10 protein-coding genes are annotated in these 13,389 nt (G+C 61.1%); 9 read left to right on the top strand and 1 reads right to left on the bottom strand.

The genetic code is table 11. The annotated features are described in order from the left end of the window. Positions 1-202: 202 nt before the first annotated feature. Positions 203-1,831, bottom strand: a complete 1,629-nt coding sequence (locus tag BTE54_RS21465; RefSeq protein ID WP_078053940.1) for an MFS transporter — start codon at positions 1,829-1,831, stop codon at positions 203-205. Positions 1,832-2,118: 287 nt separating this feature from the next. On the opposite strand from BTE54_RS21465, the gene rimP reads away from it, so the two are divergent. The 9 genes from rimP (at position 2,119) to BTE54_RS21510 (ending at position 13,389) form a co-directional block, all read left to right on the top strand. Further along, positions 2,119-2,715 (top strand): ribosome maturation factor RimP, encoded by a 597-nt coding sequence (rimP, locus tag BTE54_RS21470; RefSeq protein WP_078053941.1) that lies wholly within the window; start codon positions 2,119-2,121, stop codon positions 2,713-2,715. Between the two features lie 64 nt (positions 2,716-2,779). Beyond that, positions 2,780-4,396 (top strand): transcription termination factor NusA, encoded by a 1,617-nt coding sequence (nusA, locus tag BTE54_RS21475; protein ID WP_003524306.1) that lies wholly within the window; start codon positions 2,780-2,782, stop codon positions 4,394-4,396. Then, complete coding sequence (locus BTE54_RS21480) at positions 4,393-5,094, top strand: RNA-binding protein (RefSeq protein ID WP_078053942.1); 702 nt, start codon at positions 4,393-4,395, stop codon at positions 5,092-5,094. The genes nusA and BTE54_RS21480 overlap by 4 nt, the downstream gene beginning before the upstream one ends. Positions 5,095-5,196: 102 nt before the next feature. Beyond that, positions 5,197-7,935: a translation initiation factor IF-2 gene (gene infB, locus BTE54_RS21485; RefSeq protein WP_078053943.1), complete on the top strand. Its 2,739-nt coding sequence runs from the start codon at positions 5,197-5,199 to the stop codon at positions 7,933-7,935. A 134-nt stretch (positions 7,936-8,069) separates the two neighbouring features. Beyond that, positions 8,070-8,486, top strand: coding sequence for a 30S ribosome-binding factor RbfA (gene rbfA / locus BTE54_RS21490; protein ID WP_065656377.1), 417 nt, complete (start codon positions 8,070-8,072; stop codon positions 8,484-8,486). Positions 8,487-8,489: 3 nt separating this feature from the next. Then, the gene (truB, locus tag BTE54_RS21495) at positions 8,490-9,437 is read left to right on the top strand and encodes a tRNA pseudouridine(55) synthase TruB (RefSeq protein WP_020812680.1); all 948 of its coding nucleotides are present in this window, start codon (positions 8,490-8,492) and stop codon (positions 9,435-9,437) included. Between the two features lie 163 nt (positions 9,438-9,600). Next, a complete protein-coding gene (rpsO, locus tag BTE54_RS21500; RefSeq protein WP_004439050.1) occupies positions 9,601-9,870 on the top strand; it encodes a 30S ribosomal protein S15 in 270 nt (89 codons plus the stop codon). A 279-nt stretch (positions 9,871-10,149) separates the two neighbouring features. After that, positions 10,150-12,297, top strand: a complete 2,148-nt coding sequence (gene pnp / locus BTE54_RS21505; protein WP_065656375.1) for a polyribonucleotide nucleotidyltransferase — start codon at positions 10,150-10,152, stop codon at positions 12,295-12,297. Between the two features lie 75 nt (positions 12,298-12,372). Then, complete coding sequence (locus BTE54_RS21510; RefSeq protein WP_078053944.1) at positions 12,373-13,389, top strand: class I SAM-dependent methyltransferase; 1,017 nt, start codon at positions 12,373-12,375, stop codon at positions 13,387-13,389.

Genomic DNA, 13,389 nt, shown 5'->3' on the forward strand with positions numbered 1-13,389 from the left:
AACCCACAAACCAAAACCAGATGGCCTTCCAATGGCCGCAAATTTAAACCGGACAGTAGTGGGCTTGTCCCGAGCATCTGCAACCGATTGATTTAACGATACGTGGTTGGATCCTCGGGACAAGCCCGAGGATGACGTCGAGGGTTATGGCAAGGACCCAATAGCCTTTTTTACCTGGCCCGTTTCTGCCTCTCCCGGCCTCTCAATGCTGATCCGTATGGGGCTTGTGAAAGATATCGTCGGTCGGCGGAATGGTCTGCCGCTCGATCATCCGGTGCACGCGCGGCCGTGTCTTGCCGCGGTGAAGCTCCAGTAGCCGGTCCCAGGCCTCTGCATCCGCCTGGGTGCGGCGGTGGTTGTGGCGGACATATTCCACCCATGTCGGCACATGGTAACTTTCGGTCCAGATGTCAGGGTTTTCCAGATCGCGCATAAGGTTCCAGTTGCGGGCACCGTCCCGGATGCGGATACGGCGACGCTCGGCCATCAGCGGCAGGAATTCGCCGAGGTCCTCGTCATGGATTTCATAGTCGATGAGGATGGCGATCGGGCCGCTGCGCGGCTTGATATCCAGCCTCAGCGGCGGTTCCACGAAGCGGTTGAGCGGATCGAGGTTGAGCGAAGCAAAGGCCGGCATGGCGAGCTTTAGGCCGACGACGACGCCAAGCAACATCAGCGCGCACGAACAGAGCAGCGAATAGGAAATGCCGTAATCTTCCGCCAGCTCGCCCCACAGCCAGCTGCCGACCGCAATGCCGCCGAAGGTGAGCGTCTGGTAGAGCGAGAGCGCGCGTCCCACCACCCAGCGTGGGGTGGAGAGCTGGACGATGGTGTTGAAGAGCGATAGCGCCAGAACCCAGCAGGCGCCGGCAACGGTCAGAACCAACGAGGTGACGATCGCACTCGTGCTCACCGCCGTTACGCCAGCGCTGAAGGCGAAGCCAAGAAATGCGACGCGCACGATCCATTCGCTGGACAGGACCTCGCGCAATCTGGCGCTGATCAGGGCACCGCCAATGGCGCCGACGCCGAAGGCGCCCAGCATGACGCCGTAGGTCAGAGGGCCGCCTTCGACCAGATCGCGGGCGACGATGGGCATCAAGGCAAGGATGGCGCTGGCGGAAAGGCCGAAAAGGAAGCCGCGCACCAGCACCTTGCCGATATTGGGCGACATCGCCACATAACGCATGCCGGACGAAATGGCGGCCAGAAGCTGCTCGCGCGGCAGGGTCGAGGCATATTTGGGCGGCTGCCAGCGAAACAGGGCGTAGATCAGCGTGAAATAGCTCAGCGCATTCACGAAAAACGCGGCAGCGGCGCCGGCGGCCGCGACGATGATACCGCCGATGGCCGGGCCGACGCTGCGGGTGATGTTAAAGCCGACGCTGTTCAACGTCACGGCGGCGGGCAAATCCTCGCGCGGGACCATTTCGCCGACGGAGGCCTGCCAGGACGGATTGTTGAGCGCCGTGCCGCAGCCGATCATGAAGGTAAAGAAGAGAAGCAGCCAGGGCGTGAGCCAGCCGGACCAGGCAAAGACGGTGAGCAGCACGGAGGCCGTCAGCATCAGGAGCTGCGCCGAAATCATGATGCGGCGACGGTCGAAACTGTCGGCCAGCGCGCCTGAAATCAACGAGAACAGCATGATCGGCAAAGAGGTGGAGGCCTGCACCAGCGCGATCATGTTTTCGGAACTCGAAAGCGAGGTCATCATCCATGCGGCGCCCACCGCCTGGATCAGTCCGCCGAAATTCGAGGCAAGGCTGGCGATCCAGATTCGTCTGTAAGTCAAATGCCTTAAAGGCGCGAGTGGCGATTTACGGTCAGGCACGCTCTGTCCACTTGATGCAACTGCGATTTGTCAAACGGCAACTATAGACAGTGCCGGCAATCATGCCAGCCTTTCCGACATCGTAAGGGTGAAAATGTGACGGAGGCGGCACCCGAAGCGGAAGAGCCCGCTAAAACCTTGCAATCCCGCCCCGATGGGTCTATATGACCCCTGAAATTCTTGATCGCTTGATGAAGAGTGGGGCCGCAAGGCTCCGCTCTTTTTCGTTAGGCGAACCGGAAACGACGGGCAGAAGGCCCGGTGAACATCAAAGACCGGAAGGCCAGATGGCAGACACCGCACATGAACCGCGACTGATAACCGAAACGGGCATCGACCAGCGTATCGCCGAGATCATCGAGCCTGTTTTGACGGGCATGGGATATCTCCTGGTGCGCGTGCGGCTCTCCAACCAGAACGGCATGACGCTTCAGATCATGGCCGAGCGCGAAGACGGCACCATGACGGTCGAGGACTGCGAAGCCGTCTCCATGGCGATTTCACCGGTTCTTGATGTGGAAGATCCGATCGATAAAGCGTATCATCTCGAAGTTTCCTCGCCCGGCATCGACCGGCCGATGGTTCGCAAATCGGATTTCACCCGCTGGCAGGGTCATCTGGTGAAGGTCGAAACCTCCATTCTGGTCGAGAACCGCAAGCGGTTTCGCGGCAAGATCGTCGAGGTCAATGCGGACGGCTTCAAGCTGGAACGCGACCAGATCGCCTATGGCGAGGAACCGACAGTCATCATTCCGTTCAGCGCGCTTTCGGATGCGAAGCTCATTCTGACGGACGATCTTATTCGTGATGCGCTGCGGGCAGACAAGGCGGCCAAGGCCGCCGCCGCAAACCAGAACGACGAAAACGAAGCAGACGAAGACTAATTCCAACGTAAAGCCCGGAAACAAGGGCGAACCCCGCAATCATGCGACTTACGGAGATAGAAAAATGGCAGTGAGTGCTAACCGGCTTGAGCTTCTGCAGATCGCCGATGCTGTGGCGCGCGAAAAGGTCATCGACCGCGAAATCGTGCTTGCCGCAATGGCCGACGCTATCCAGAAAGCCGCCCGCTCGCGCTATGGTTCGGAAACCAACATCCGCGCCGACATCAACTCCAAGACCGGCGAAATCCGCCTGCAGCGTCTTCTGGAAGTTGTCGAGGCCGCCGAGGATTATTCGACCCAGATCCCCCTGGAGCTTGCCCGCGACCGCAACCCGGATGCCAAGCTCGGCGACTTCATTGCCGACCCGCTGCCGCCGATGGATTTCGGCCGTATCGCCGCCCAGTCCGCCAAGCAGGTCATCGTGCAGAAGGTGCGCGAAGCGGAGCGTGACCGCCAGTATGACGAGTTCAAGGACCGCATCGGCGAAATCGTCAACGGCACCGTCAAGCGCGTTGAATATGGCAATGTCATCGTCGATCTCGGCCGTGGCGAGGGCATCATCCGTCGTGACGAGATGATCCCGCGGGAAAACATGCGTTACGGCGACCGCGTGCGCGCTTACGTCTACGACGTTCGCCGCGAACAGCGTGGCCCGCAGATTTTCCTGTCGCGTACCCATCCGCAGTTCATGGTGAAGCTCTTCACCATGGAAGTTCCGGAAATCTACGACGGCATCATCCAGATCAAGTCGGTTGCCCGTGATCCCGGTTCGCGCGCCAAGATCGCCGTCATCTCCAACGACTCGTCGATCGATCCGGTCGGCGCCTGCGTCGGTATGCGCGGTTCGCGCGTTCAGGCCGTTGTCGGCGAACTCCAGGGCGAAAAGATCGATATCATTCCGTGGAGCCAGGAACCGGCCTCCTTCATCGTCAACGCCCTGCAGCCGGCGGAAGTCGCCAAGGTCGTTCTGGATGAGGAATCCGAGCGCATCGAAGTGGTGGTTCCGGATGAGCAGCTGTCGCTCGCCATCGGCCGTCGCGGCCAGAACGTGCGTCTGGCGTCTCAGCTGACCGGCTGGGATATCGACATCATGACGGAGCAGGAAGAATCCGAGCGCCGCCAGAAGGAATTCAACGAGCGCACGGCACTCTTCATGGAAGCGCTCGATGTCGACGAAATGGTCGGTCAGGTTCTGGCCTCCGAAGGCTTCGCGCAGGTCGAAGAGCTGGCCTATGTCGATCTCGACGAAATTTCCTCGATCGACGGTTTCGATGAGGACACCGCCGATGAAATCCAGACCCGCGCCCGCGAATATCTGGAGCGCCTGGAAGCCGAAATGGACGCCAAGCGCAAGGAACTCGGCGTTTCCGACGAGCTGCGCCAGATCGACGGCCTGACCTCGCAGATGATGGTTGCGCTCGGCGAAGACGGCATCAAGACCATCGAGGATTTTGCCGGCTGTGCAGCGGACGATCTCGTTGGCTGGAGCGAGCGCAAGGATGGCGAGACCAAGAAGTTCGAAGGCATCTTCTCCAAGCTCGATGTTTCGCGCGTCGAAGCCGAGAACATGGTGGTGCAGGCCCGTCTTCTGGCAGGCTGGATCACCGCCGAAGAGCTCGCTTCCGAACAGGAAGCCGATGCGGAAGCTGCCGAGGAGGCGGATACCGCCGAGCAGGAATGACATCGCAGGCGCATGAGCCGGACGATCTGCCCGAGACTGACGATGACGGGCGGATCAAGGGCGACGTCAACGGACGTATGTGCATTGTGACACGGCAGAGCGGATCGCCGGATGAGCTGATCCGCTTCGTCGCAGGCCCGGACGGCAACGTGGTTCCGGATCTGAAACGCCAATTGCCGGGGCGCGGCTGCTGGGTGACACCCGAGCGCGCCCTGATCGAGAAAGCCATAGCGAAGAAGCTCTTCGCACGGGCGCTCAAACGCGACGTCAAGGCCGGGCCGGAGCTTCTTGCTCTTCTGGACCGGCTGATGGCGCAGCAGCTTGCAGGCATGATGAACATGGCGCGCAAGGCGGGCCAGTTCATCAGCGGCGCGATGAAAGTCGACGCCGCCATCCGTTCGGGGAATGCGATTGCCGTGTTCCACGCGACCGATGCTGCGGCAGACGGCGTGAGAAAACTGGACCAGGCCCGCAAGGCCTGGGCGCTCGGCAGCGATGCCGGCAATGAAATTCCGTCCTTCCGGCTCTTCAGCGGCGCCGAAATGGACGAGTTGATGGGCCAGAATGCTTTTATCCATGCCTGCGCGCTTGCAGGGCAGGCGGGTGAGGGTGTAGTGAAGCGCGCAACGATGCTTGAGCGGTACCGCCTTGGCGGCCAATCTCAGGCGGAACGCGACGCTGCCCGGACAGAACAATGACGCGGTTGCCCGATATGAACGGTCGCCGCGTTCCGATGCAGCAATTGAACGACGAGACCTGATGAACGTCATCCGGTTCTCGTCCGAAGGAACGGGAACGGAATGACCGACAACAACGACGACAAGACACTTAACGCACAGCCTAAGAAGACTCTCACCCTCAAGCCGGGCGGGATGAATCAGGGCACCGTGCGGCAGGATATGGGTCGAGGTCGCACGAACGCGGTTGTCGTGGAAACACGCAAGCGCCGCCCCATGCGTCCTGAAGACGAGAAGCAGGTTCATTCGGTTGCAGCGCCCGCTCCGAAGCCGGCCGCTCCTGCCCCCGCGGCAGCACCGCGTCCGCAGGCGCCGCAGCAGCGCATCCACCAGCCAAGCGGCCAGCAGCAGCGTCCGGGTTCCTCCCAGCCGCAGCAGCGTCCCGGCGCGTCCGCACCGCAGCAGCGCCAGCCTGAGCGTCCGCGCGGCAACGTCCTGCACGACCTTTCGGCAGGCGAGATGGAAGCCCGCCGCCGCGCGCTGATGGAAGCACAGGCCCGCGACGTGATCGAAGCCAAGCAGCGCGCCGAAGACGAAGCGCGCCGCAAGGTGGAAGAAGAGCGCCGCATCGCCGCCGAAAAGGAGGAGGCCGCACGCCGTGCCGTCGAAGAGGCCGCAGCCGCCAAGCTGGCCGCAAGCCAGCCCGCCGTGGAAGCAAAGTCGGAACCGGTCGATGAAAAGCCGGCTGCCGCCGCCCAGCCGGCGCCGCGCGCCGAGGCTCGTCCTCAGCCCGCCGCTGCCGCCCCTTCTCGCGCAACTCCCGAAACCGCTGCTCCACGCGGACGTCGTGCCGATGGCGACGACGAGGACGATCGCGGTGCACGCCGTGGCAACCTGCCGGTTCGTGGCAAGGTCGCCGCGCCTGCACCGGCAAAGCCGGCTGCACGCCTGAAGACGGAAGAAGAACGCCGTCGCGGCAAGCTGACCGTCACCTCGTCCAACCTGGATGAAGACGGCACGCCGCGCGGACGCTCCATGGCATCCATGCGCCGCCGCCAGGAAAAATTCCGCCGCAGCCAGATGCAGGAGACCCGTGAAAAGGTCATGCGCGAAGTGATCCTGCCGGAAACCATCACCATTCAGGAACTGTCGCAGCGCATGTCCGAACGCGCCGTCGACGTCATCAAGTTCCTGATGAAGGAAGGCCAGATGATGAAGCCGGGCGACGTGATCGACGCCGATCTGGCGGAACTGATCGCCGTCGAATTCGGCCACACCGTCAAGCGCGTTTCTGAATCCGACGTGGAAGAAGGCATCTTCAACCAGGCAGACGACGAAGGCGAAATGCTGCCGCGTCCGCCGGTTGTCACGATCATGGGCCACGTCGACCACGGCAAGACCTCGCTGCTCGACGCCATCCGTCAGGCGAATGTGGTTGCGGGCGAAGCCGGTGGCATAACACAGCATATCGGTGCGTATCAGGTCGAAAAGAACGGCCAGAAGATCACCTTCATCGATACCCCCGGCCACGCCGCCTTTACGGCCATGCGTGCCCGCGGTGCGCAGGCGACGGATATCGCCGTTCTGGTGGTCGCCGCTGATGACAGCGTGATGCCGCAGACAATCGAGTCCATCAACCATGCCAAGGCAGCCGGTGTTCCGATCGTCGTTGCGATCAACAAGATCGACAAGCACGAGGCAAACCCGGAAAAGGTTCGCCAGCAGCTTCTGCAGCACGAAGTGTTCGTGGAGTCGATGGGCGGTGAAGTGCTTGACGTGGAAGTTTCCGCCAAGAAACAGCTCGGTCTCGACAAACTGCTTGAAGCGATCCTGCTGCAGGCGGAAATTCTCGACCTCAAGGCAGACCCGAACCGTACCGCAGAAGGTACCGTCATCGAAGCGGAACTCGACCGCGGCCGTGGTGCCGTCGCGACCGTTCTCGTGCAGAAGGGTACGCTGAAGCCTGGTCAGATCATCGTGGCCGGCGACCAGTGGGGCCGTGTTCGCGCCCTCGTCAACGACAAGGGTGAACACGTCAAGGAAGCCGGTCCGGCTATGCCTGTCGAGATTCTCGGTCTTTCCGGTACGCCGTCTGCCGGCGACCGTTTCGCGGTTGTCGAAAACGAAAGCCGTGCTCGCGAGATTTCCGAGTACCGCCAGCGTCTGGCACGCGACAAGGCTGTCGCACGTCAGACGGGCCAGCGCGGTTCGCTGGAACAGATGATGAGCCAGTTGCAGACTTCGGGAATGAAGGAATTCCCGCTGGTCATCAAGGCAGACGTGCAGGGTTCGGTCGAAGCCATTATCGCTTCGCTCGACAAGCTCGGCACCGATGAAGTCCGCGCTCGTATCGTTCACTCGGGCGCTGGCGCCATCACGGAATCGGATATCTCGCTTGCCGAGGCATCCAACGCCGCGATCATCGGCTTCAACGTTCGCGCCAACGCACAGGCACGTACGGCTTCCGAACGCGCCGGCATCGAGATCCGCTACTACAACATCATCTACGATCTGGTGGATGACGTGAAGGCAGCGATGTCGGGCCTGCTGTCGCCGGAGCGTCGCGAGACCTTCCTCGGCAACGCGGAAATCCTCGAGGTGTTCAACATCACCAAGGTCGGCAAGGTCGCGGGTTGCCGCGTCGTCGAAGGCAAGGTGGAGCGTGGTGCGGGTGTGCGTCTGGTACGCGACAACGTCGTCATCCACGAAGGCAAGCTCAAGACCCTCAAGCGCTTCAAGGACGAAGTGGCAGAAGTGCCGGTCGGTCAGGAATGCGGTATGGCCTTCGAAAACTACGAAGACATCCGCGCCGGCGACACCATCGAGTGCTTCCGCGTCGAACACATCACGAGAACGCTCTAAAGCATTCCCAGGAAAAGTGGACCCCGGTTTTCCGTCCGGAAATGCGATTAGAACAAAGAGCGTTCTCGCCGCAAAACAGGAATTTACTGTCGGGCGCCGGCTTTCCGGCGCTCGCTCCGTTTGAGGCATAACCCATGGCAAAAGCAACATCATCCGCCCCTTCGCAACGCATGCTGCGCGTCGGCGAACAGGTGCGCGCCGCATTGACCCAGATTCTCCAGCGCGGTGAAGTCCGCGACGATCTGATCGAAAGCACCGTCATTTCCATTTCGGAAGTGCGCATGTCTCCCGATCTCAAGATCGCCACCGCTTACGTGACGCCGCTTGGCGTTGCCGACCATACCGATATCATCAGCGCCCTGAACCGCCATGCAAAATACATGCGCGGCCGCCTCGGTCCGCAGCTTCGGCAGATGAAATACATGCCGGAACTACGTTTCCGCGATGATACGAGTTTCGACAATTACCAGAAGATCGACGCGCTTCTGCGCTCGCCCGAAGTACAGCGCGATCTTGGACCTTCGAACGAAAAAGACGACGAACAGAACTGAAGCATGTCCAAACCACGCAAACAGCAGAACCGCAAACCCAAGGGCCGCCCGATTTCCGGTTGGCTCATTCTCGACAAGCCGCTGGATTTCGGCTCAACCGAGGCCGTTTCCAAGATCAAATGGCTGTTCAATGCCCAGAAGGCGGGCCATGCCGGCACGCTCGATCCGCTGGCCTCGGGCATGCTGCCAATCGCGCTTGGCGACGCCACCAAGACCGTGCCCTACGTGATGGACGGCCGGAAAATCTACGAGTTTACCGTCACCTGGGGCGAGCAGCGCTCGACTGACGATCTTGAAGGCGAGGTGGTCGATTCCTCCGAGCAGCGCCCGGACGAACAGGCAATCCGCGATCTTCTGCCTAATTATACCGGCGTTATCATGCAGACGCCGCCGCAATTTTCGGCCATCAAGATCGCTGGAGAGCGCGCCTACGATCTGGCGCGCGACGGCGAGACGGTGGAAATCCCCGCACGTGAAGTGGAAATCCATCGCCTGACGCTGCTTGCCTGTCCGGACGCCAACACCGCCCATTTCGAAGTGGAATGCGGCAAGGGTACTTATGTACGCGCGCTGGCGCGCGACATGGGCCGCGATCTCGGCTGTTTCGGCCATATTTCGGAACTGCGCCGCACCATGGTCGCCCCCTTCGGCGAAGACATGATGGTGCCGCTCGAAACCTTGACGGCACTGGAAGCCGTGGAGGATCGCGACGAGCGACTGGAGGCGCTGGATGCCTTCCTGATCGACACGGCCGAGGCGCTTTCCGCCCTTCCCCGCCTCATCATCAACGACGACCAGGCGCACAGGCTGAAAATGGGCAACCCCATCCTGCTGCGCGGGCGCGATGCACCGGCCAATCATCCGGAAGCCTATGCCACCGCGCATGGCAAGCTCGTCGCCATTGGCGAAATCGGCGAAGGCGAATTCCGGCCGAAGCGTGTTTTCGGCTAAGCAAAGGCTCGAGAAGGGCTGTCAATCGCCTCTTTCAATTGCACCCGGAATAGTTTATAGGCAGCGCCAGCTTGGGCTTTGCCTATGCTGCTGAATGGCCAGAGCTGGACGACATCCCGGCTTTAGGCGTCCCATTTTTCCTTAAAACAGAAAGGATCGTCCGATGTCGATTACTGCAGAGCGCAAAGCCGCCCTCATCAAGGAATATGCCACGAAGGAAGGCGACACCGGTTCGCCGGAAGTTCAGGTTGCTATCCTGACCGAGCGGATCAACAACCTGACCGGTCACTTCAAGGACCACAAGAAGGACAACCACTCCCGTCGTGGCCTTCTGACGCTGGTTTCGAGCCGTCGTTCGCTTCTCGACTATCTGAAGAAGAAGGACGAAGCCCGTTACACCAAGCTGATCGGTGCTCTCGGCATTCGCCGCTAATAACTTCTCCGGCGGGTTTCGCAACGATGCCCGCCGGTTTTTATATCCGGTCTTTTGAGGCCGCATGAATTTCCGGGCGTTCGCCGCTGATGTGGCCCCCGGCCGATAAGGGTGACCCGGATGGGCCGGCGCCGCCTTTTTCAACCGCAGACCTGTCATGGGGCAGGATTGCCGGATGCTTGCTTTTCGAAGCCTCCCGCTGTCTTGCCCGTGATTGAGTCACAGCGCTGCTTCCGCCGGTCACGACGCCGGAGCGGCAGCCACAACCAAGGACAAGATATGTTCAATCAACACTCCGTGGAAATCGAATGGGCAGGCCGCCCGCTGAAGCTCGAGACCGGCAAGGTTGCCCGTCAGGCTGACGGCGCCGTCATCGCAACCTACGGCGAGACGATGGTTCTCGCGACCGTGGTTTCCGCAAAGTCTCCGAAGCCCGGCCAGGACTTCTTCCCGCTGACAGTCAACTATCAGGAAAAGACCTACGCAGCCGGCAAGATCCCCGGTGGTTACTTCAAGCGCGAAGGCCGTCCGAGCGAAAACGAAACGCTGGTTTCGCGCCTGATCGACCGTCCGATCCGTCCGCTTTTCCCGGAAGGCTACAAGAACGACACACAGGTCGTCGTCACCGTCATCCAGCACGATCTGGAAAACAACCCGGACGTCCTGTCGATGGTTGCGGCTTCCGCAGCGCTTACGCTCTCTGGCGTTCCCTTCATGGGCCCGGTTGGCGGCGCGCGCGTTGGCTACATCAACGGTGAGTATGTTCTTAACCCGCATCTGGACGAAATGGACGAGTCTGTTCTTGACCTCGTCGTTGCCGGTACGCAGGACGCCGTTTTGATGGTTGAGTCCGAGGCCAAGGAACTCAACGAAGAAATCATGCTCGGTGCCGTCATGTTCGGTCATCGCGGCTTCCAGCCGGTTATCGACGCAATCATCAAGCTCGCCGAAGTTGCCGCCAAGGAACCGCGCGAATTCGAACCGGAAGATTTCTCCGCGCTCGAAAACGAAATGCTGGCGCTCGCCGAAGCCGAACTGCGCGATGCCTACAAGATCACCGAAAAGGCAGCCCGCTACGCCGCCGTCGACGCCGTTAAGGCAAAGGTGAAGGCGCACTTCCTGCCGGAAGAAGGCGAAGCCAAGTATACGCCGGAAGAAATCGGCGCTGTCTTCAAGCACCTTCAGGCGAAGATCGTTCGCTGGAACGTTCTCGACACCAAGAGCCGTATCGATGGCCGCGACCTGTCGACCGTTCGTCCGATCATCTCGGAAGTCGGCCTGCTGCCGCGCACCCACGGTTCGGCGCTGTTCACCCGCGGTGAAACCCAGGCGATCGTCGTTGCGACCCTCGGCACCGGCGAAGACGAGCAGTATGTCGACAGCCTCACCGGCATGTACAAGGAACGCTTCCTGCTGCACTACAACTTCCCGCCCTACTCGGTCGGCGAAACAGGCCGCATGGGCTCCCCGGGCCGTCGCGAAATCGGTCACGGCAAGCTCGCATGGCGCGCTATTCGCCCGATGCTGCCGACTGCGGAACAGTTCCCCTACACGCTGCGCGTCGTTTCCGAAATCACCGAGTCCAACGGCTCCTCGTCGATGGCAACGGTTTGCGGCACCTCGCTCGCACTGATGGATGCCGGCGTTCCGCTGGCCAAGCCGGTTGCCGGTATCGCCATGGGCCTCATCCTTGAAGGCGAGCGCTTTGCGGTGCTCTCCGACATCCTCGGCGACGAAGACCACCTCGGCGACATGGACTTCAAGGTTGCGGGTACGGCCGACGGCATCACCTCGCTGCAGATGGACATCAAGATCGCCGGCATCACCGAAGAGATCATGAAGATCGCTCTGGAGCAGGCACAGGGTGGCCGCAAGCACATCCTCGGCGAAATGGCCAATGCCATCACCGAGAGCCGCAGCCAGCTCGGCGAATTCGCACCGCGCATCGAAGTGATGAACATTCCGGTCGACAAGATCCGTGAAGTCATCGGTTCCGGCGGCAAGGTCATTCGCGAAATCGTCGAAAAGACCGGTGCGAAGATCAACATCGAAGACGACGGCACCGTTAAGATCGCTTCTTCTTCCGGCAAGGAAATCGAAGCGGCCCGCAAATGGATCCACTCCATCGTTGCGGAACCGGAAGTCGGCCAGATCTACGAAGGCACGGTTGTGAAGACCGCCGACTTCGGCGCTTTCGTCAACTTCTTCGGTGCCCGTGACGGCCTCGTCCACATCTCGCAGCTCGCTTCCGAGCGTGTCGCCAAGACCTCTGACGTCGTCAAGGAAGGCGACAAGGTCTGGGTGAAGCTGATGGGCTTCGACGAGCGTGGCAAGGTTCGCCTGTCGATGAAGGTTGTCGACCAGGCAACCGGCAAGGAAGTCGCTGCCGACAAAAAGAAGGAAGACGGCGAAGCCGCTGCCGAATAAGGCCGCGCCGCCAGACCCTATCGAGGCGCGGGTTTTGCCCGCGCCTTTTTTCTATTCGACCTTAAGGATGCTCCCATGAGCCGTGACGCCGTGAAAACCCTTTTCCATCCCTTTGCCTCGGACATGCTTTCCATGCCGAAAGAGGGCGAACGCGTTCTGTTTCTGGGAGCGGAAGCCGGTCCCCGGCTTGACGGTTTTGACGCGGAGATCGTCGCGGTTCAGCATCTACGGCCGCTTTATCGTGCTCTGCAGGCTCAGGGTGCGGAGGTGACACCGGATATTTCGGGCGAGAATTACGATGCGGCGCTACTGCTTTGCGGCAAACATCGCGGCGAGAATGAAAACCGCGTCGCCGAAGCGCTTTCGCGCGTGAAGGCCGGAGGCCTGATCGTCGCGGCCGGATCGAAAGAAGACGGTATCGTGACGCTGCGCAAGACGCTGGCAAAGCTTGGCATCGAGGTGGAATCGACGCCGAAGTATCACGGCGTCGCGCTCTGGTTCAAACGGCCGGACGATATTGCGTCTGCCGTGTCGAAGCTCGCCCAGAAGCCGGTGACGGTCGAAGGCCGCTTCACCGCCCTGCCCGGCATGTTCTCCCATGACCGCGTGGATGACGGCTCGGAACTGCTCGCATCGCGCCTGCCCACAGATTTTGATGGCAACGCCGCCGATTTCGGTGCCGGCTGGGGTTATCTCTCCGTCATGCTGGCCGAGAAATCGCCGCGCACGGCCCGTATCGATCTGTTCGAGGCGGACTGGAATGCGCTGGAATTCGCCAAGACCAATCTTCTCGAAAACAATCCGAGGCTGACGGCGCGCTTCTTCTGGCAGGACCTGGCAAACGAGCCGCCGAAGGAAAAATACGACCTCATCATCATGAACCCGCCTTTCCATGCGGCGGGGCAGGCAGCAGAACCTGCCCTCGGCCAAGCCTTCATCAAGGCTGCCGCCGGCGCGCTGCGCAGCGGCGGCAAGCTGCTGATGGTCGCCAATCGCGGCATGCCCTATGAGCCGGTGCTCGCGGCGGAATTCCGCACCAGCACTGAGGTGTGCCGTAACGCGCGCTTCAAGATTCTGAGCGCCCAGAAATAA

The sequence above is a fragment of the Agrobacterium sp. YIC 4121 genome, from assembly GCF_002008205.1.
Classification (GTDB): Bacteria; Pseudomonadota; Alphaproteobacteria; order Rhizobiales; family Rhizobiaceae; genus Agrobacterium; species Agrobacterium leguminum.

Excerpts from the sequence above, each read along its gene's own strand:
- rimP (WP_078053941.1), top strand. The coding sequence starts at position 2,119 with ATGGCAGACACCGCACATGAACCGCGACTGATAACCGAAACGGGCATC.
- pnp (WP_065656375.1), top strand. The coding sequence starts at position 10,150 with ATGTTCAATCAACACTCCGTGGAAATCGAATGGGCAGGCCGCCCGCTG.
- BTE54_RS21510 (WP_078053944.1), top strand. The coding sequence starts at position 12,373 with ATGAGCCGTGACGCCGTGAAAACCCTTTTCCATCCCTTTGCCTCGGAC.
- BTE54_RS21480 (WP_078053942.1), top strand. The coding sequence starts at position 4,393 with ATGACATCGCAGGCGCATGAGCCGGACGATCTGCCCGAGACTGACGAT.
- truB (WP_020812680.1), top strand. The coding sequence starts at position 8,490 with ATGTCCAAACCACGCAAACAGCAGAACCGCAAACCCAAGGGCCGCCCG.
- rpsO (WP_004439050.1), top strand. The coding sequence starts at position 9,601 with ATGTCGATTACTGCAGAGCGCAAAGCCGCCCTCATCAAGGAATATGCC.
- infB (WP_078053943.1), top strand. The coding sequence starts at position 5,197 with ATGACCGACAACAACGACGACAAGACACTTAACGCACAGCCTAAGAAG.
- rbfA (WP_065656377.1), top strand. The coding sequence starts at position 8,070 with ATGGCAAAAGCAACATCATCCGCCCCTTCGCAACGCATGCTGCGCGTC.
- nusA (WP_003524306.1), top strand. The coding sequence starts at position 2,780 with ATGGCAGTGAGTGCTAACCGGCTTGAGCTTCTGCAGATCGCCGATGCT.